The organism is Staphylococcus sp. GDY8P119P, from assembly GCF_017892075.1.
Lineage (GTDB): Bacteria > Bacillota > Bacilli > Staphylococcales > Staphylococcaceae > Staphylococcus > Staphylococcus ureilyticus.
On record NZ_JAESKJ010000007.1, the window covers coordinates 1 to 21,341 of the forward strand.

11 protein-coding genes are annotated in these 21,341 nt (G+C 35.0%); 4 read left to right on the top strand and 7 right to left on the bottom strand.

The annotated features are described in order from the left end of the window. The 3 genes from KA830_RS13850 to KA830_RS09615 form a co-directional block, all read right to left on the bottom strand. A partial coding sequence (locus tag KA830_RS13850; RefSeq protein ID WP_210134243.1) for an Ig-like domain-containing protein occupies positions 1–232 on the bottom strand: 232 nt, incomplete at its 3' end. Next, the gene (locus tag KA830_RS09610; protein WP_210134207.1) at positions 120–431 is read right to left on the bottom strand and encodes an Ig-like domain-containing protein; all 312 of its coding nucleotides are present in this window, start codon (positions 429–431) and stop codon (positions 120–122) included. The genes KA830_RS13850 and KA830_RS09610, both read right to left, overlap by 113 nt. A 7-nt stretch (positions 432–438) precedes the next feature. Continuing rightward, the gene (locus KA830_RS09615) at positions 439–5,094 is read right to left on the bottom strand and encodes an Ig-like domain-containing protein (protein WP_210134209.1); all 4,656 of its coding nucleotides are present in this window, start codon (positions 5,092–5,094) and stop codon (positions 439–441) included. 375 nt (positions 5,095–5,469) lie between these two features. Here KA830_RS09615 and KA830_RS09620 point away from each other — a divergent pair, with 375 nt between their 5' ends. Beyond that, positions 5,470–5,883, top strand: coding sequence for a DUF2871 domain-containing protein (locus tag KA830_RS09620; RefSeq protein ID WP_105873956.1), 414 nt, complete (start codon positions 5,470–5,472; stop codon positions 5,881–5,883). A 65-nt stretch (positions 5,884–5,948) separates the two neighbouring features. Here KA830_RS09620 and KA830_RS09625 read toward each other — a convergent pair whose 3' ends face one another. After that, the gene (locus KA830_RS09625) at positions 5,949–6,689 is read right to left on the bottom strand and encodes a sulfite exporter TauE/SafE family protein (protein WP_046206959.1); all 741 of its coding nucleotides are present in this window, start codon (positions 6,687–6,689) and stop codon (positions 5,949–5,951) included. Between the two features lie 370 nt (positions 6,690–7,059). Here KA830_RS09625 and KA830_RS09630 point away from each other — a divergent pair, with 370 nt between their 5' ends. From KA830_RS09630 to KA830_RS09640, 3 genes are read left to right on the top strand one after another with little or no spacing between them, the layout of a single operon-like run. Then, on the top strand, positions 7,060–7,986 hold the full coding sequence (locus KA830_RS09630; RefSeq protein ID WP_210123098.1) for a VOC family protein: 927 nt from the start codon (positions 7,060–7,062) through the stop codon (positions 7,984–7,986). 12 nt (positions 7,987–7,998) lie between these two features. Then, positions 7,999–9,060, top strand: a complete 1,062-nt coding sequence (locus KA830_RS09635; RefSeq protein ID WP_046206957.1) for an LLM class flavin-dependent oxidoreductase — start codon at positions 7,999–8,001, stop codon at positions 9,058–9,060. Between the two features lie 12 nt (positions 9,061–9,072). After that, a complete protein-coding gene (locus KA830_RS09640) occupies positions 9,073–9,639 on the top strand; it encodes an NADPH-dependent FMN reductase (protein WP_046206956.1) in 567 nt (188 codons plus the stop codon). A 201-nt stretch (positions 9,640–9,840) separates the two neighbouring features. Here KA830_RS09640 and KA830_RS09645 read toward each other — a convergent pair whose 3' ends face one another. The 3 genes from KA830_RS09645 to KA830_RS09655 all read right to left on the bottom strand — a co-directional run bounded on the left by KA830_RS09645 (position 9,841) and on the right by KA830_RS09655 (position 21,284). Beyond that, complete coding sequence (locus tag KA830_RS09645) at positions 9,841–14,541, bottom strand: GA-like domain-containing protein (protein WP_210134211.1); 4,701 nt, start codon at positions 14,539–14,541, stop codon at positions 9,841–9,843. After that, positions 14,541–19,985, bottom strand: a complete 5,445-nt coding sequence (locus KA830_RS09650) for a GA-like domain-containing protein (protein WP_210134213.1) — start codon at positions 19,983–19,985, stop codon at positions 14,541–14,543. Before KA830_RS09650 ends, KA830_RS09645 begins: the two co-directional genes overlap by 1 nt. A gap of 312 nt (positions 19,986–20,297) precedes the next feature. Then, positions 20,298–21,284 (bottom strand): choloylglycine hydrolase family protein, encoded by a 987-nt coding sequence (locus KA830_RS09655; protein ID WP_064209980.1) that lies wholly within the window; start codon positions 21,282–21,284, stop codon positions 20,298–20,300. Positions 21,285–21,341: the final 57 nt, after the last annotated feature.

The window sequence follows — 21,341 nt, forward strand, 5'->3', positions numbered from 1 at the left end:
ATGGAATTTCAACTGTGTAGTTACCTTCTTCATCTGCTGTTCCTGTTGCCGTTGTTCCATCTGGGAACGTCACGGTTACTGTTGAGCCTGGCTCTGCTGTGCCACTTACCGTTGTAGCTTCACTTGTCACTCCGTTCACCGTCGGTGCTGCTGGTGCTGTCGTGTCTACTACTGTTGTCGTTGTCTGTTGATGTGTTTTTATCTTTAGCTGTAACTTTGATTTGTTCTCCACCTTCTAAATCTACATTTGATGGAATTTCAACTGTATAGTTACCTTCACTGTCTGCTGTTCCTGTTGCCGTTGTTCCATCTGGGAACGTTACGGTAACTGTTGAGCCTGGTTCTGCCGTTCCACTTACTGTTGTAGCTTCACTTGTCACTTCTTTCACCGTTGGTGCTGATGGTGCCGTCGTATCTACTACTATTGTCATTGTCTCTTCAGATGACTTTATCTTTAGAAGTAACTTTAATATCTTCTCCACCTTCTAAATCTACATTTGATGGAATTTCAACTGTATAGTTGCCTTCACTGTCTGCAGTACCTGTTGCCGTTGTTCCGTCTGGGAACGTTACTGTAACCGTTGAGCCTGGCTCTGCCGTGCCACCAATTGTTGTATCTTCGCTTGTTACTCCGTTCACCGTCGGTGCTGATGGCGCCGTTGTGTCTTTAACTGTTGTCATTGTCTCTTCAGATGTATTGCCAACTTTATCTTTAGAAGTAACTTTGATATCTTCTCCACCTTCTAAATCTACATTTGATGGAATTTCAACTGTGTAGTTACCTTCTTCATCTGCTGTTCCTGTTGCCGTTGTTCCATCTGGGAACGTCACGGTTACTGTTGAGCCTGGCTCTGCTGTGCCACTTACCGTTGTAGCTTCACTTGTCACTTCTTTCACCGTTGGTGCTGATGGTGCCGTCGTATCTACTACTGTTGTCATTGTCTCTTCAGATGTATTGCCAACTTTATCTTTAGAAGTAACTTTAATATCTTCTCCACCTTCTAAATCTACATTTGATGGAATATCAACTGTATAGTTGCCTTGATCATCAGCTGTGCCTGTTGCCGTTGTTCCATCTGGGAACGTCACGGTAACCGTTGAGCCTGGTTCGGCAGTGCCACTTACTGTTGTAGCTTCACTTGTCACTTCTTTCACCGTTGGTGCGTCTGGTGCTGTTGTGTCTTTAACCGTTGTTTTAACTGGTTCTGTTTCATTACCAGCATCGTCTGTAGATGTAACTTGTATTTCTTCGCCGCCTTCTAAACTAACTTCATTCGGAATTGCTATTGTATAATTTCCTGTTTCATCTGTTGCACCAGTAGCTGTTTCACCATTTGGAAATTTGATTGTTATTGTAGAATTTGGTTCTGCTGTCCCACTAATATTTTTATCTTGGCTAGTTACACTGTTAACCGTTGGTGGTGCAGGTGCTGTTGCATCTGTTACTGTTGTTGATCCAGCATGAGAAACATTACCAGCACTATCTTTTGATGTAGCACTGATCGTTTCTTTACCTTGTAACCCTTCATTTTCTGGGATAGTTACAGTGAAATTCCCATCTTGATCAGCTTTAGTTTCCACAACTTTGCCACTTGGGAATGTCACACTAACTGTCGAATTTGCTTCTGCTGTGCCTTTAACCTCTGTACTTACACTTGTCACATGGCTTATTTGTGGTGCATCTGGCGCTGTTGCATCTATGACTTGAGTGCTACCTTTTTGAGAAACGTTACCTGCTTTGTCCTTCGACGTAGCTACTATCGTTTCCCCACCTTGTAATCCTTCGTTTTCTGGAATATCTACTGTGAAGTTTCCATCTTGATCTGCTACTGCATCTACAACTTCGCCACTCGGGAATGTCACACTAACTGTTGAATTTGCTTCTGCTTGCCCATTCAATTGCTTACTATTACTATTGACGTCATTTAATGTAGGAGCATCTGGAGCTGTTATGTCTGTTACTATACGCGTCACAACAGGTGATTCATTACCTGCTTTATCTGTTGCTATAGCTTTAAATACTTCGCCACCTTGAAGAGTGACACCACTCGGTATATCTACTGCATATTTACCCTGACTGTCAGCAGTTGTTGAAACTTTACCACCACCTGGGAAAGCAACAGTTACTGTTGAATTAGGTTCTGCTGTACCAGTTACTTGTGTGGCTTTACTTGTTATTGGATTTATCACTGGTGCGTCTGGTGCTGTCGCATCTGTTACTGTAATTTGATCTGAAACTTCACTTGTTTTTCCACCTTTACTAGCTGTTGCAGTTAAAATAGTTCCAGCTTTCAATGGTTGATTCAATGTTAAAGAGGCTGCTGAACCATCATTGGGAATTTGAACTTTTCCAATTTCAACATTGTTATTATCTTTAACCGTAACAGTTGCACCCGCTGCACCATTAACTTTAATTACTGTATCATTGTCATCAACTGGATTAATTGATGGTGTTGGTACCTTGGAAATATCAATAACTTCGAATGTATTCACTTCATCATTTTCATAATTAGGTGAATCGATTGCGATAGTGTAGGTGCCCTCAGGTGATTGTGGTATAGATACTGAGAAAGTGCCATCAGGATTGACTGTTGATGTACCAATGACTTTTCCAGTTGCATCTAACACTTTTGCAGTTTGAGTTGCTGCACCTTCTTTTAATGGAACTGACCCAGTTACAACTCTAGCCTCATTTGTAATATCAGCCGCATCAGGTTTACCAACTAATGGTGACGTTTTATAATTGATAACTTCATCACCATCATTTTTACCATCTCCATCTGTATCTTCGTTTTCAGGATCTGAAAGTGATACTTGTCGTTCATATCGATCTAGTAAACCATCTTTATCATAATCTTGTAGTGCTAAAGTTGAAGTCCCTAACGTATTATTTATTAAAAGATTATTACTATCAGTTAAATAACCTGCGAAAGTAAAATCTTCTTTTTGTTTTGTTGTTTCTCGAATAAGATTACCTTCAGAATCATATTCCGCATCTTTAGTTAATATATTATTTACACTTTGATTTAATTTAATTACAATACGAACGCCTACTGTTTCAGGTAAAGTATTGTTAAACTCGATTAATTTATTTAAGTCATTACTAGTAATTGTGCCATTACCGATACTATCAAGCTGTAAATCAGCTACTTTGTCTCCAGCATGATAGGTCTTGTCAAAGCCTGAAAGACCTTTGTAGTCATATGTGTGTAGTTCTACTCCTTCAATATAAGGTAATAAATCTTTATCTATTTGATAGTTATATGACCATTGTTTTCCTTTAGTTTTAGAATATGCGAAAATACCATTTTTCATTATTTGTTGATCAATCAGTATTCCTCCGTGTTCTCCCACAGAACCATCATATGTAGCAGAGCCGCTACTTGCTTTAAATGCATTACTATTTTCTGGAGAAAGGTTATTTTCTAATTGACTTAAATCTTTGTCAGCTGTAGTTAAGAAATAACCGCTACTTTCAGAAGTCTTAACAATTTTATTAGATAGTGAATCTCTAACAAACATTTGATAATTCAACTTATTATTACTTAATTCTCCAGATGCATTCAAAATGTTACCCACTGTATCATCTAATTCTATTTTACCGTTAGTCGCTGTATACTGTGATAGTATTTCAGCGCCTCCGAACAAACCATCATTTGCTCTGATAAAATTAATTTCCCAAGTATTAGTGAAATCACCGTTTTCATCTTTTAATCTTATAAATTCAACAGGGGTATTTCTACCACTAGGATTAGCAGATATTTTTGTGACATGACTTGCTATTTTCGGATCCAATTTCAAATCAATTTTATAGCGATCCCCTGAATTTGAGCCTGACATGTAACTATGAATATCAAAAGGAATGACATTGCTGTCTAGAATCTTTTGTGAATCTAACTTACTTGGATCAAAAATCAATGATGCAAATGTATAGTTGTCCATATAGCCCAGTGATTTTTCAACTTTTTCATTTTGTTCTACTGCTGCTCGTAATGCAGTTGGCGTAGCCATTGAACGCAACAAAGTACGTTTTGGAGTGGCTAACGTTTTCGCTTTATCTTGTTCATTCGAAAGTTGAATAATTGAAGCCTTTAAAATTTCAATATTTATTGCTTCATCAGTTGTATTTTTATAATCAATATCAGCGTTTTCTAAAATTGCTTTAGTGTCTTCTGTTGAAAGCTGACTATTTAAATAATCTTCAACTGCCTTTTGTTTATTCTCTGTTTCTGACAGTTGTTTTGTTAATTTTGATTGTGTGTGATTACTCGTTTCAGGATTTTTCGTCATTTCTGTAGTTTTTTCATCATCAGAAGATGGTTCAGTTGATGGTTGTTTATCATTTTGCCCATCTAAATTTTCTGTTCTAGTGCCTTCTTTTGTATTATTAGAAGTGTCAGGATTTTTTTCTAGTGATTTTTCAGTTGGCGCTTCATTGCTAGATACATCTGTATCTTTTGTTGTTTCTGTTGTTGTTTCTGTTGACGTCTCATTTGTTGAATCTTTTACTTTATTGTTATCCGTTGTTGTTTCATTACTTTCAGTTGCTCTTTCTTGATCAGATTCTTCTTTGTTCGTACTATCTTCATCTAAATGTGAAGTATCACTGTTTTCATCTTGTTTTGTTTCAGATGTATCTGCTTTTTCTGTTGTTTGTTTATTCAAAACCTCATTTGTAGATTCATTCTCGTTTGTAGACTCATTAGTGTTATTATATTCTTCTTGTTGACCTAAGGTTGCGTCGTTATTATCTGGCTCTTTTTGATTCTTACTTAGATCATTATCAGTTTCTTCTTTTTGTAATCCATTTTCAGAATTTTCTGTCTTTTCTTCAGTAACATTGTTTTCACTGCGACTTAACGTTGTGTCATTTTCTTCTACACTTTTTATGTCTTGCACATCAAGTGCTTCACCTTTATCTGAATCATTAGCCTTATTATCATTCGTAATTGAGTCTAATTCAGCAGCTTTTGCTTCACTACTTACTCCAAATACAAGTGTCGCCCCAATCAATAATGATGCTGTTCCAACTGTAAACTTTCTAATAGAGTATTTATTTAACCTATTAGGTAAAAATCCTTGTTTGTTTTTCATCTTTTCCCACCTCAAAATAAACTTTATCACAATTTAATTCTACTCAATTAATTCGAAAAATCAAGATATTTCTTAAAGGTAAGTTATTAATATGAAAAAATGTCGCAAATTACAGTTGTTCGCCATTTTAAATTTATATGTTTTAGCATGCCACAATCAAGATATTTTCAATATTGTTAATTTCTATATAGTTTCAGAAATTCTGTTTTACGAACAATTTTCTCCATTAAGCATGATAAAAAAATTGTTTTAAATTGTAAAATTAATTAAACAATGAAATGCCATACAAAAATAAAGAAGTTTTCAATCGTTCATATAGAGTTCACAATCTTACATTATATTTAAATTAAACATTCATTACAGGAGGTCGTTAAAATGAAAAGATTAATGTTCAGTTCAGCATTTTATACATTATTAGGCATGCTAAGTGGTTTATTTTATAGAGAGATGTCAAAAGCAGAAAACTTTAGTGGTTATTCGCAATTAAATGTAACACATACACATTTACTTGTTTTAGGTACAATTATGTTTTTAATATTTATGGTGATAGAACATCAATTAAAACTTACTCAACACCACACTTTATTTAACTATTTCTTTTATGTCTATCATATCGGTGTATTATTAACGGTTGCTATGCAATTTGTTAATGGTATAGCAACTATGAAAGGTTTTGAAGTGAGCCCTGCTATTGCTGGTATTTCAGGATTAGGTCACATTGCTATTTCTATCGCTTTCATTTTATTCTTTGTATTATTAAATAAAAGTATTAATGTCAATTCTAAATAAACGTAGATATAATTAAAGGTCGAATCACATTTCTAAACATAGAAATCGATTCGACCTTTTGACTTTCATATTAACAATAGTAAAAAACCTAAAATTATAATAAACAAGTAAATCCATTTTTCAAAATTATGATAAGTCGTATGGTTTATAAGATACTTTCCAACAACAACTGAAATAATCAAACAAGGTATGCTCAATAAAAATAATGATACCGTTTGACTGGTCCATATTCCTCCAGATGCTTGACCGATCACTACGAATATCGCTGTAATTAAAAAATGGGCTTGTATTGTACTTCTAAAATCTTTAATATGCCAAGGCGCCATTGTGCCATAAATGACAACTGGTACACCATGTGAATTATACAAACTTCCTAATACACCTGAAATCATACCTGTTAGGCTTGGCCATATGTTAGATTTTAATATGATATTATATCTATTTTTAAAAAAGGTAATTTTTCCAAACGCATATATACCATATAATATTAAAAATAACCCAAGCATAATTTGTATAAATGAAGTTGCAATATGCTGTAAAATCAAAATACCAAGTGGAACACCTAATAAACTCCCCAACAACATTAATAATAGTACTTTAATTTTTATATTTCTATAATCTAAAAATATATTTAAACTCGCTACTGTTAGTCCAGCCAACCCCACCAGTGAAATAGATGTATGTAGGTTTAATCCTATCAATGCTAAAAGTGGCATACTCACGAGTGCTTCCCCAAAACCAAAATATGTTCTGACTAATCCACCTAAAAATATAGAAATCAAAATGTAAACTAAAAATAAATCCATGCTTTAACTCCTGATTCAATGCGTCATCAATAACAGCCATATCTCTTCTATTAATATTATGTTACTTATTAATTTATTTTGTTAACACTTACTAACGCTTATAATAATAACATTTCATAAACTATCAAATTGATTATATCAAACTTTCATTATAATATTTTAAAAATCAGAGCACGCTTTATTCTACTATCATTCATAAACGCTCAAACTTGCTTTTTTTCTATAAAGGAAATATATTATACAAAATTAGTATATTTTTTATACTGTTAGTGTTTAATCTACACGATAGTGGTTATGAGTATTGAGAAGTTTTATTACTATCATACTTAAAACACAAGCAACTAGAAAGTTTATTACGAGGAGGTATTATATGAATATCGTTGGTCACCATCACATTTCAATGTATACAAAAAACGCTCAAAAAAACAAAGATTTTTATACTCAAATTTTAGGACTAAGACTGGTTGAAAAGTCAGTTAACCAAGATAATCCTAAAATGTACCATTTGTTTTTTGGAGATGAAATTGGTTCGGCTGGGACACTATTAAGTTTTTTTGAAATACCACTTTTAGGAAAAAACCGTCCAGGAACTGATTCTATATATCGCTTATCATTACTTATACCTGACGAAAGTGCTTTGAATTTTTTTAAAGAAAGATTAAGTCAATTCAATATTACATGGACACCGTTAGTTTATTTAAATCAGCCTGCCATTACCTTTAAAGATATAGATGGTTTGGAGATCATTTTATTAGTTAATGACAATTATTATACACCGAATGCTTGGAGAAAAAATCCATATACTGAGATACCTGAGCAATACCAAATTTTAGGAATGGGTCCTGTAGAACTAAGAGTTAAAAATGCTCAAGCTACACTCGATTTTTTAAAAAATAGCTTATCATATACACTTAGAAGTGATTTAAACGAAACCGTGATGACTTTAGATCATAACGGATTATATACTGATTTTGTTATTGTAGAACAACAAGGTGAACGTGCTCGACCTGGCCAAGGTTATGTGCACCATATTGCTGTTAATACACCAAAAGATAGTGATTTAAATTCAATTCATAAAATAATAGAGCAACAACCTGAAAATAACTCAGGAATTATAGACCGATATTTTTTCAAATCTTTATATTTTAGACAAAACCATATTTTATACGAATTTGCCACGGATGAACCTGGGTTTACAGTAGATACAAAAATAGAAGATTTGGGTAAACATTTAAATTTACCAGACTTTATGGAACCACAACGTACAGAAATTGAAAATAATCTACATGAATTATAGAAAGGTGATTATATGGCACAGTTAAAAATGAATGAAAATACTCCATTAGAATTTGGACTCTACTCATTGGGTGACCATTTATTAAATCCACATAATGGAGAAAAAGTGAGTTATGAACAAAGAATTAATGAACTTATTGAAGCTAGTCAATTAGCTGAACAGGCTGGTATAGATGTATTTGGTATCGGTGAAAGCCATCAAGAACATTTTACAACACAAGCACATACAGTAGTTTTAGGTGCCATAGCACAAGCCACTAAAACAATAAAAATTTCCAGTTCTTCTAGTATTATAAGTGCTGCAGATCCTGTAAGGGTATTTGAAGATTTTGCTACTTTAGACTTAATTTCACATGGCCGAGCTGAAATTGTAGCAGGTCGTGCTTCACGAACAGGTATATTTGATTTATTTGGATTAGATTTGAATAATTATGATGAACTTTATGAAGAAAAACTTAATTTATTAATGGAATTAAATAAAACAGATAAAATTACTTGGTCAGGCAAATTCAGACCTGATTTAAATAATATGAAGATTTTCCCACGTCCAATTGATGACACATTACCTATTTGGCGTGCAGTCGGAGGACCTCCAGCAAGTGCTATCAAAGCAGGTAGGCAAGGAATACCAATGATGATTACAACACTCGGTGGTCCAGCAATGACTTTTCAAGATTCTATAGAACAGTACAGATTAGCTGCAAAAGAAAATGGTTATGATAATTCACCTGAATCTTTACCAGTATCAACAGCAAGTTTATTTTATACTGCTGACACTACTCAAGATGCTTTAAAAGAATTCTACCCGCATCTAAATGTTGGAATGTCATTTATCAGAGGTGCAGGTTATCCAAAACAACAATTTGCAAAGGCCCCTGACTATAGAGATGCCTTAATGGTTGGTAGCCCACAACAAATCATTGAAAAAATTCTATATCAACATGAGTTATATAATCACCAACGATTTATGGCACAAATTGATTTTGGCGGTGTTCCATTTAATAAAATCATGAAAAATATAGACCTTATAGGCAATGAAATTATTCCAACAGTAAAAAAACATTTAAGAAAGTAGGTCAATGATACTATGAATATTGTATTACTATCTGGCTCTAGCGTTGGTTCAAAAACGCGTACTGCTATGACATATTTGAATCAAGCACTTATGAATCAAGATGATACACACCATATTAATTTTATTGATTTAAAAGAATTAGAACTAGTGTTTAGTGATGGCAGAAATTATTTAGATTACAATGGCGATACATTATATCTTACGCAAACTTTGATGAATGCTGATGTCATTTTTATCGGATTCCCAATTTTCCAAGCTTCTATTCCCGGTACATTAAAAAATGTATTTGATTTACTACCAGTTAATGCATTTAAAGATAAAATAGTAAGTATACTTGCAACTGCAGGATCGCCAAAACATTATCTCATCCCAGAAACACAACTAAAACCAATATTAGGTTATATGAAGGCACATATTATGCAAACTTATGTATTTATAGAAGAACGCGATTTTTCAAATAATGAGATTGTAAACGATGATATTTTATTTAGGATAGATGATTTAGTTTCATCTACATTACGTACTTCAAAAGCATATGCACAAGTTTTGAAAGAAGAAGAAGATCAATATGATTTCTAATTAATGATCATCAATATATTAAAATTCACGGTTGCTAAGTTTTAAGACTTATTTTGTTTACATGATTAGGAACAAAATAAGTCTTTTTTAATTACTATATACCATTAATTTTATTAAAAAAAAAGCACTTTGGAGATTAGACTTTTAATCTAATCATTCCAAAGTGCTTATAAATCCAATGAAACTTTTTAAGTTTTAAACTTAATGTTCTGTGTTTTTATCACTTTTTAAGTATCTTCTATAAACAATCATTAATCCTAAAATTCCAAATAGAATTTCGAATGCATAAGGGTTATTTTTGTCTAATCCACTATACGGTAAATTCATATTTAAATTATTTTCTTTGTTTGGATTTACAAATAAGTTTTTGTTTAATCCTTCAAGATTGTGATGATTATTTTGAACATTAAATTGACGTGAATGCATGTCTAGCAACTTATTATTTTTAGTCGCTTTTTCGTCATTTTCAAAATGACTTGAATTATATTTGTCATTTATTTTATCCATACCTAATGACTGTTTCTTATCTAATATACCATTACTATCTATATCTTTTACTTTTGATATTATTTCAGATGTGACTTTATCTAAGTTAGTCTGTAATTCAGCAATATTTGATGTACCGTTTGGCAAGTTACTTATTTTTTCTTTTGCAATACTTCTTAATGAATCTAATTTTTCAATTAGTTTGTCTAAGTCAGCTTGTTCACTTGGCGTAATCAAACCATCTTTTCTAATTTCTTTTATTTTATTAATCACTTTTGTTTGTGCTGCTTTAGCATCAGCAATTGCTTTTTTAGCTTCCGATACTTGTTTTGTATCTTGAACACCATTACTATCTTCGTCGTTCACTCTTGGTGATGTCACTGATGGAATTTCATTTAATTTTCTTTGTAACTCTGCTTTTCCTGCTGTGCCGTTTGGTACTTTGGCTAACTTGTCTTTCACTGCTTGTTTTTCTTTATCTAATTTTTGAATCAACTGATCAATTTCTGCTTTCTCTTTTGGATTTACTAGTCCATCGGATTGAATCTCTGCTAGTTTCTTATCTACTGCTGCTTTTGTTGATTCTGTTGCTTTAATCGCTTTACTTACCTCTGATACTTGTTTTGTATCTTGAACACCATTACTATCTGCATCATTCACTTCTGGTGATGTTACGGATGGTATTTGATTTAGTTTTCTTTGTAACTCTGCTTTTCCTGCTGTGCCGTTTGGTACTTTAGCTAACTTAGCTTTCGCTGCTTGTTTTTCTTTATCTAATTTTTGAATCAACTTATCAATTTCTGCTTTTTCTTTTGGATTTACTAGTCCATCGGATTGAATCTCTGCTAGTTTCTTATCTACTGATGCTTTTGTTGATTCTGTTGCTTTAATCGCTTTACTTACCTCTGATACTTGTTTTGTATCTTGAACACCATTACTATCTGCATCATTCACTTCTGGTGATGTTATCGATACAATATTATCCAATCTTCTTTGTAACGTATCTTTACCCGCAGTTCCGTTTGGTACATTCTCTAATTTCTCTTTCGCTACTTGTTTCGCAGTTTCTAATGTTTGAATCAACTGGTCTATTGCTGATTTTTCCTCTGGAGCCACTAAGCCGTCGGATGTGATTTCAGTTAATTTTTTATCCACTGCTGTTTTTGCTATTTCAGCTGCTTCTATCGCTTTTTCCGCCTCTGATAATTGTTCTATATCCAAGATACCGTTACTATCTGCATCATTTACTTCTGGTAATGTTACTGATGTGATATTGTCTAATCTTCTTTGTAACACATCTTTACCTGGTATGCCATCCGGTATAGTATTCAATTTATTTTTCGCTGATTGTTTGATTACTTTCAATCCAAAGATTAGTCTATCAATTTCGGCTGCTTCACTTGGAGTTACTAAACCATCGAATGTTATCTCAGACAATTTTTTATCCACTGATGCTTTTGCTTTTTCCACATCTGCTATGATATGAGTCATTTCTAACAATTGGTCTGTATCTAAAACGCCATTACTATCTGCATCGTTTATCTCTGGTGACGTTACTGATGTGATGTTATCCAATCTTGTTTGTAAATCATCTTTACCCGCAGTGCCGCTTGGTACACTATTTAGCTTTTCTTTTGCAGTTTGTTTTGCGCTTTCTAATGTTTGAATTAACGCATCTACTTCAGATTTTTCATCTGGCGTTACTAGACCATCGGATGTTATTTGTGTTAACTTGTTGTCCACTGTCGTTTTGGCATGTTCCGCATTCACTACTGCTTGAGACGCTTCGGATAATTGCTCAGTATCTAGCACACCATTGTTATCTGCATCGTTCACTTCTGGTGATGTTACTGATGTGATATTGTCCAATCTTGTTTGTAACTCGGCTTTCCCTGCGGTACTATTTGGCACACTACCTAATTTCTCTTTCGCTGCTTGTTTCGCGCTTTCTAATGCTTGGATTAACGCATCTACGCTCGCTTTTTCATCTGGAGTCACTAATCCATCTGCTGTTACCTCAGACAATTTTGTATCTATTGCTGCTTTTGCCTGTTCCACATTCACTACTGCTTTTCCTGCTTCAGAAATGTGTTGATTATCTCCATTACCATCACTATCTACATCATTTACTTCTGGTGATGTTACGGATTTAATGTTATCCAATCTTGTTTGGAGCTCATCTTTCCCTATGGTACCGCTCGGTACGCTATTTATTTTCTCTTTTGCAGTTTGTTTCGCGCTTTCTAATGCTTGAATTAACGCATCTACTTCTGCCTTTTCGTTTGGAGTCACCAATCCATCTGCTGTGATTTCAGTCAATTTCGTATCCACTGTCACTTTCGCTTTTTCCGCACTTACTACTGCTTGCGTTGCTTCAAACAATTGGTCTGTATCTAATTTACCATTACTATCCGCATCGTTTACTTCTGGTGATGTTACTGAAGCGATGCTGTCTAATCTTGTTTGGAGGTCACCTTTACCTGCAGTACCATTCGGCACACTTTCTAGTTTCTCTTTTGCAGTTTGTTTCGCGCTTTCTAATGCTTGGATTAACGCATCTACTTCTGCCTTTTCATCTGGTGTTAATAGTCCATCTGAAGTTATATCTGACAACTTAGTATCTACTACGGTTTTCGCTTGTTCTGCATTCACTACTGCTTGAGACGCTTCGGATAATTGTTCAGTATCCAAGACTCCATTACTATCTGCATCATTTACTTCTGGTGACGTTACTGATGTGATATTATCCAATCTTGTTTGTAAATCATCTTTACCTTCTGTACTGTCCGGTATATTATCTAATTTCTCTTTCGCTACTTGTTTCTCAGTTTCTAATGCTTGAATTAATACATCTACTTCTGATTTCTCATCTGGTGTTACTAAGCCATCGGATGTTACATCTGTTAACTTCGTATCCACTGCGGTTTTCGCTTTCTCGGCATTCGTTATTGCTTGCGTTGCTTCAGACAATTTCTCTGAATCTAACTTACCATTACTATTCGCATCATTTACTTCTGGTGACGTTACTGATGTGATATTATCCAATCTTGCTTGTAAATCATCTTTACCCGCAGTACCATTCGGTACATTGTTTATCTTCTCTTTCGCCGTTTGTTTCACTGTTTCTAATGTTTGAATTAACGCGTCTACTGAAGTTTTTTCGTCTAGAGTCACTAAACCATCTGCTGTGATTTCGGCCAATTTCATATCCACTGCGATTTTTGCTTGTTCGGCTTTCGTCACTGCTTGCGATGCTTCTGATAATTGCTCTGTATCCAACACGCCATTACTATCTGCATCATTTATTTCTGGTGATGTTACTGATGTGATATTGTCTAATCTTCTTTGTAATACATCTTTACCTGGTGTGCCATCCGGTACAGTATTCAATTTATTTTTCGCTGATTGTTTGATTACTTTCAATCCAAAGATTAGTCTATCAATTTCGGCTGCTTCATTCGGAGTCACTAATCCATCTGCTGTTATCTCAGACAATTTTGTATCCACTGCTACTTTTGCCTTTTCCACATCTGCTATGATATGAGAAATTTCTAACAATTGGTCTGTATCTAAAACGCCATTACTATCTGCATCGTTTATCTCTGGTGACGTTACTGATGTGATGTTATCCAATCTTGTTTGTAAATCATCTTTACCCGCAGTGCCGCTTGGTACGCTATTTAGCTTTTCTTTTGCCGTTTGTTTTGCACTTTCTAATGTTTGGATTAACGCATCTACTTCGGCTTTCTCATCTGGAGTCACTAATCCATCTGATGTTACTTCTGCTAGCTTATTGTCCACTGCTGTTTTCGCTTGTTCGGCTTTCGCTACTGCTTTTCCTGCTTCAGAAATGTGTTGATTATCTACAATACCATCACTATCTACATCATTCACTTCTGGTGATGTTACCGATGTAATGTTGTCCAATCTTGTTTGTAGATCGTCTTTACCTACGGTTCCGCTCGGTACAGTGTTTAGTTTTTCTGTTGCCGTTTGTTTTGCGCTTTCTAATGTTTGGATCAATGCATCTACTTCAGATTTTTCATCTGGTGTTACTAATCCGTCTGATGTTACTTCTGCCAACTTCTTATCCACTACTGTTTTCGCTTGTTCCGCATTCACTACGGCTTGAGATGCTTCGGATAATTGCTCAGTATCCAAGACTCCGTTACCATCCACATCATTTACTTCTGGTGATGTTACAGAGGCGATGTTATCCAATCTTGTTTGTAAATCATCTTTACCTGCAGTACCATTCGGTACATTGTTTATCTTCTCTTGGGCTGTTTGTTTCGATGCTTCCAATGTTTGAATCAACGCATCTACTTCAGCTTTTTCATCTGTCGTCACTAATCCGTCTGCTATTACATCTGACAATTTAGTATCCACTGCGGTTTTCGTTTGTTCTGTATTCACTACTGTTGCGTTGCTTCGGACAATTGATCTGTATCCAAGACTCCGTTACCATCTGCATCGTTTACTTCTGGTGATGTTACTGATGCAATGTTATCCAATCTTCTTTGTAAATCATCTTTACCTGCAGTACCACTCGGTACATTGTTTAGCTTCTCTTGGGCTGTTTGTTTCGCTGCTTCTAATGTTTGAACCAACGTATCTACTGCTGATTTCTCATCTGGCGTCACTAAGCCGTCTGATGTTACTTCTGCTAATTTATTATCTACTGCGGTTTTCGTTTGTTCTGCATTCACTACGGCTTGAGATGCCTCAGTCAATTGGTCTGTATCTAACATGCCATTACTATCCGCATCATTCACTTCTGGTGACGTTACAGATGAGATACTATCCAATCTTGTTTGGAGATCAGCCTTACCTTCGGTACTAGACGGTACACTATTTACCTTTTCTTGTGCTGTTTGCTTCGTTGCTTCTAATGTTTGAACCAACGCATCTACTTCAGATTTTTCATCTGGTGTTACTAGACCATCAGATGTTACTTCTGCCAACTTCGTATCTACTGATCTTTTTGCTTGCTCTGCATTCGCTACTGCTTGCGTTGCTTCGGATAATTGCTCAGTATCCAAGACTCCGTTACTATCTACATCATTTACTTCTGGTGATGTTACCGATGTAATGTTGTCCAATCTTGTTTGTAGCGCATTTTTACCTGTAGTGCCATTCGGTACATTGTTTAGCTTCTCTTGGGCTGTTTGTTTCGATGCTTCCAATGTTTGAATTAGCGCATCTACTTCAGATTTTTCATCAGGTGTCACTAATCCATCTACTGTTACTTCTGCTAGCTTATTGTCCACTGCGGTTTTTGCTTGTTCTGCATTCACTACTGCTTGCGTTGCTTCAGACAATTGATCTGTATCTAACACGCCATTATTATCCGCATCATTTACTTCTGGTGACGTTACTGAAGTGATATTATCCAGTCTTGTTTGTAAATATTCTTTACCAGCAGTACCGTTCGGTACGCTATTTACTTTCTCTTGGGCTGTTTGTTTTGCGCTTTCTAATGTTTGGATTAACGCATCTACTTCAGCTTTTTCATCTGGTGTTACTAGGCCGTCTGATGTTACTTCTGCCAATTTCGTATCCACTGCGGTTTTTGCTTGTTCCGCATTAGTCACTGCTTGCGTTGCTTCGGATAATTGATCCGTATCCAAGACTCCGTTACCATCTGCATCGTTCACTTCTGGTGATGTTACGGATTTAATGTTATCCAATCTTGTTTGAAGATCAGCCTTACCTTCGGTACTAGACGGTACACTATTTACCTTCTCTTTCGCCGTTTGTTTTGCATTTTCTAATGTTTGAATTAATGTATCTACTGCGGCTTTTTCGTCTGGTGTTACTAGACCATCTGTTGTGATTTCAGTCAATTTCGTATCCACTACGGTTTTCGCTTGTTCGGCATTCGCTACTGCTTGAGATGCTTCGGACAATTGATCTGTATCCAAGACTCCGTTACCATCCACATCATTTACTTCTGGTGACGTTACTGAAGTGATATTATCCAGTCTTGTTTGTAAATCTGTCTTACCTGCGGTACTAGATGGCACACTATTTACCTTTTCTTGGGCTGTTTGCTTCGATGCTTCTAATGTTTGGATTAACGCATCTACTTCGGCTTTTTCATCTGGTGTTACTAATCCGTCTGATGTTACTTCTGTCAGCTTATTGTCCACTACTGTTTTCGCTTGTTCGGCATTCACTACAGCTTGGTCTGCTTCTGATAATTGATCCGTATCCAAGACTCCATTACTGTCTACATCGTTTACTTCTGGTGACGTTACAGATGAAATGTTATCTAATCTTGTTTGGAGTTCACCTTTGCCTGCGGTACCGTTCGGTACGCTATTTACCTTCTCTTTCGCCGTTTCCTTCGCTGTTTCTAATGTTTGAACCAATGCATCTACTGCTGATTTCTCATCTGGAGTTACTAAACCATCTGATGTAATCTCAGATAACTTCGTATCCACTGCTGCTTTTGTCTGTTCCGCATTCACTACTGCTTGTGTTGCTTCAGACAATTGTTCAGTATCCAAAACTCCATTACTGTCTACATCATTTACTTCTGGTGACGTTACTGAAGTGATATTATCCAGTCTTGTTTGTAAATCTGTCTTACCTGCGGTACTAGATGGCACACTATTTACCTTTTCTTGGGCTGTTTGCTTCGATGCTTCTAATGCTTGGATTAACGCATCTACTTCAGCTTTTTCATCTGGTGTTACTAAACCGTCTGATGTTACTTCTGTCAGCTTATTGTCCACTACTGTTTTCGCTTGTTCTGCATTCGCTACGGCTTGCGTTGCTTCAGACAATTGCTCAGTATCTAAAACACCATTACTGTCTACATCGTTTACTTCTGGTGACGTTACTGATGCAATGTTATCTAATCTTGTTTGTAGCTCACCTTTGCCTGCAGTACCGTTCGGTACGCTATTTATCTTCTCTTTCGCCGTTTCCTTCGCTGTTTCTAATGTTTGAACCAATGCATCTACTGCTGATTTCTCATCTGGAGTTACTAAACCATCTGATGTAATCTCAGATAACTTCGTATCCACTGCTGTTTTTGCTTGTTCTGCATTCGCTACGGCTTGAGATGCTTCGGATAATTGATCTGTGTCCAAGACTCCATTACTATCTGCATCGTTCACTTCTGGTGATGTTACTGACGCGATGTTATCTAATCTTGTTTGAAGATCAGACTTACCTTCGGTACTAGACGGTACGCTATTTACTTTCTCTTGGGCTGTTTGTTTTGCGCTTTCTAATGTTTGGATTAACGCATCTACTTCAGCTTTTTCATCTGGTGTCACTAAGCCGTCTGATGTTACTTCTTTTAGCTTATTGTCCACTGCTGTTTTTGCTTGTTCCGCATTAGTCACTGCTTGAGACGCTTCGGATAATTGATCCGTATCCAAAACACCATTACTATCCGCATCGTTTACTTCTGGTGACGTTACTGACGCGATGTTATCTAGTCTTGTTTGTAAATCTTCTTTACCCGCAGTACCGTTCGGTACACTATTTACTTTCTTTTGTGCTGTTTGTTTTGCACTTTCTAATGTTTGAATTAATGTATCTACTTCGGCTTTTTCGTCCGGAGTCACTAAGCCATCTGCTGTAATCTCAGATAACTTCGTATCTACTGCGGTTTTCGCTTGTTCTGCATTCGCTACGGCTTGAGACGCTTCGGATAATTGATCTGCATCTAGCACACCATTACTGTCTACATCATTTACTTCTGGTGATGTTACTGACGCGATGTTATCTAGTCTTGTTTGTAAATCTTCTTTACCCGCAGTACCGTTCGGTACGCTATTTACTTTCTCTTGGGCTGTTTGTTTCGCACTTTCTAATGTTTGTATTAACGCATCTACTGCTGATTTCTCATCTGGAGTCACTAAACCATCTGCTGTTACTTCTGCCAACTTCGTATCTACTGCTGCTTTTGTCTGTTCCGCATTCACTACTGCTTGTGTTGCTTCAGACAATTGTTCAGTATCTAGCACACCATTACTATCTGCATCGTTTACTTCTGGTGATGTTACGGATGTAATATCATTTATTCTTTTTCGTAATAAATCTTTATTAGTGAGGCCATTCGGTAGAGCGTCTAATACTTGTATTGCTGATGATTTGGCCTTTTCAATTTCTACATTCATTTTATCTATTTCGGCTTTTTCATCTGGTGTTACTAATTGGTCTTGCGTCACTTCACCTAGCTTTATTTTGGCTTGTTTTTGCACTTGTGTTGCTGCTTCTATAGCATCTTCTACTTTTTTGATTTTTGCTTTTTTCAAAGCTTCATTGATTGTTTCTGCCACTTCTTGGATATTAACAGCTTTATTAGTAATATTTACGCCTCTTAATACATTAGTATCTGTAGTATCACTCAAGATATAACCAAATAATTTATCTTTATTCACATCAATATATTGATTAGCGTCAAAAGAAATGTAAAATTTTACTGATCCGCCTGATCCACCACCTCTATCAGGGTCACCATTTCCGCCACTGTTTGGACGTGTATATGAATAATAACCTAAATGATCTTGTCGTAGTACAACTCTTTGTCTACCTTCATAAACTGCTACGACCTGTTTAATTTTTTTATTGAGACTATCATTTGGTCTTATCGCATAGTTTTCAAATCTATACGTTCCTCTACCTTTTTCTTTTGACAATTCCATTGTTGCTATTAAAGCTTCACCATCATGTAACACTTCATCTTTTACTATACCAAAATCATTTTTAGTTACATCATTTTGATTTGTAAATGTATATATACCTTGATAATTCGGACTGTCACGATTAACTGTTAAATCTTTCATTTTTGACAGTAGTGTGTTTATATTATTCGCTTGACTCCCTGTGATTTTTCTATTTCTTGCTACAGAATAATCCCTATTAAAAATTCTGTCATAAGCCGCTTTATTATTTTTTAATGAAGTTTGTCTAATAATATTTCTTAAAAACAGCTTTCTTTCTTCTTCCGTTAGTTCTCCTCTGTTTCTTTCTACTTCATTAAGTGCCGTCGCAATATAATCTCCGGCTCTTAATGAATTATAAGATAATCTAGGTCCAAAGTAATGGTGATTATAGCTTATTCCATTATAGTATCGATTTCGGTCGATACTTCTAGCTACTCGAGTTTTTGGAATATATTGCTTTTCTGGTTGTTTTTCATTTTTGACGTCTTTTTCGTTCGTGCTCAAACCTTTTTCTGATTCATTTTTCTCTATATTATTATTAGACACTTCAACTTTCGTTTCAGTAACTCTATTTTCCATCGAAATCAAATTTTGAGTGACTGGTTGCTCTTTTTCGTTCAATTTCGAATTACTATTTATTTTAGTATCTGTATTTTCGGCAGTTGATGATTGTTTTTTATCTATATCTGGCTTTTCAGTATCTAATGCCTTTATTTCCTCATCGTTTTTTATTGTTTCAGGTGTTTTTTCTTGTTTATCATTTTGTATATCTTGTTCTTTTACATCTGAATGGTCTGGTTGTTCTTTATTTTCAATAATAGTATCGGCATTTGACTCGAATTGTTGCGACGTTATCTCAGTACCTTCCTCAACTGATTTTGTATCTTTTGAAGCACTTTTGTTTTCTGTTTTATTATCAATTTCAGCTTGGATGGGTTGTTGTACTGTGTCATTGTTACTCTCTTTTTCTAATATATTATTAAAATTTGAATCATTGTTAGTGTTCTCTTTATCTACTTTAGGAGGTATTTCTTTCACTTCTTGTTGTTCTTTTTGTAAAGTATCAGCTTGGGCTTCTTCACTATGATGAAAAATTAATAAACTTCCTAAAAGTACTGAAGCAGTTCCAATCGTAAATTTACGTATGGAATATCTATTATTTCTCCTAGCCATATACTCTCTAAATATCCTCATTGTTATCTAACTCTCCTTTTCGATAGTAAAATCATTTTAGATGTTATTAAATTTAATGCAATTTATCTTTCTTTAATCATTATAATTTTAATTTTAATGACCAACAGTACTTATAATGCGTCAGTAAAAAAGTTGAATTTTTAAGTAAAATAGTGAGATAAAAACTTTTTTCCATCAAAAATGATTGTTATTAAACATAAAAAGACACATAAAAAACGATCGTTTTTTATGTGTCTCATATTAGTTATTGATTGTTTAAAATTCATTCTAATTAAGTGCTCGCTTTAAATCTTAATTCAAGCGATTTATCGCTAATCCATCAGTTGGCTCAAAAATAGTCATTTCTTTTTTATTCAGTAGATCTTCTGATAAATGTAGTTCAGTAATTTTATTAGAGTTATACCATTTAATATAAAATGTACGTGTCGTTAAATTTAAGACCGTCTGATATAACGTATAATGTAAATCATTTTGTTCATCTCTAACTGCGCCTTTAGGTATACTCATAATTTCCAATAATTTAAAAGCGTTAAGTATGTCTTGTTCAGGACTGTTTGCTGCTTCTTCTAAATAATTTTTCAAGTAAGCAATACGAACAAATCTTTCTGATGATGTGTATCCACCTGGTAAGCCATAGGTGCCACCTTCATTGCCTAATGATTTTAAATTAATATTAGCAAAATTTCTTTCATTTGGTTTATGTGGTGAAATGTTTATATAATTTCTTAAATTTTCATAATGCCAATTCAAATCAGGATTGTTAGTCAAAACGGCAACTGGATTGTCATTAACGACTATTTGACCTTTATCAAAAGTGAGTTCTACCGTTCTACCCGTATCATCAGAAATATGATAATGTAACGGTGGAACTTCAGAGAGATCGTTCAAAGTATGTGCCACGACATTAACATTTTGTGCGTTTTTAATTAAATCAGCTATGTTTTTGTTATAACCTAGTATCCAATTTATCACTTCATTTTGAGCAATATTCATATAGCCTGCTTTAGTTTCATTTGCATAAGAAGCATATCCTCTGAAATATTGTACTGAAACACCAACGCCATGCTCGTTAACACCATCTCCAAATAAAAATCCTTCCATATCGCTGCCAGAACCTACGAAGCCATACAATGTTTCACCTTTATACTCTACACGCGATTCCCAGTAATAGTGGCGTGGTTGAACCGCTGGATTACCTTTTAATTGATAAACAAAATCCATTGTTCGACCTAATATAGCTTGATGATTTTCAGACATAAATGAAAAACCTGTACACATTGCTCATACGCTCCTTTATTAGCAATTTGCTAAATCTATTTTTGTCTTAATTATGAT

Coding starts and splice junctions, on each gene's coding strand:
- KA830_RS09615 (WP_210134209.1), bottom strand. CDS start 5,094: ATGAAAAACAAACAAGGATTTTTACCTAATAGGTTAAATAAATACTCT.
- KA830_RS09640 (WP_046206956.1), top strand. CDS start 9,073: ATGAATATTGTATTACTATCTGGCTCTAGCGTTGGTTCAAAAACGCGT.
- KA830_RS09610 (WP_210134207.1), bottom strand. CDS start 431: ATGACAATAGTAGTAGATACGACGGCACCATCAGCACCAACGGTGAAA.
- KA830_RS09650 (WP_210134213.1), bottom strand. CDS start 19,985: ATGGCTAGGAGAAATAATAGATATTCCATACGTAAATTTACGATTGGA.
- KA830_RS09635 (WP_046206957.1), top strand. CDS start 7,999: ATGGCACAGTTAAAAATGAATGAAAATACTCCATTAGAATTTGGACTC.
- KA830_RS09630 (WP_210123098.1), top strand. CDS start 7,060: ATGAATATCGTTGGTCACCATCACATTTCAATGTATACAAAAAACGCT.
- KA830_RS09625 (WP_046206959.1), bottom strand. CDS start 6,689: ATGGATTTATTTTTAGTTTACATTTTGATTTCTATATTTTTAGGTGGA.
- KA830_RS09620 (WP_105873956.1), top strand. CDS start 5,470: ATGAAAAGATTAATGTTCAGTTCAGCATTTTATACATTATTAGGCATG.
- KA830_RS09655 (WP_064209980.1), bottom strand. CDS start 21,284: ATGTGTACAGGTTTTTCATTTATGTCTGAAAATCATCAAGCTATATTA.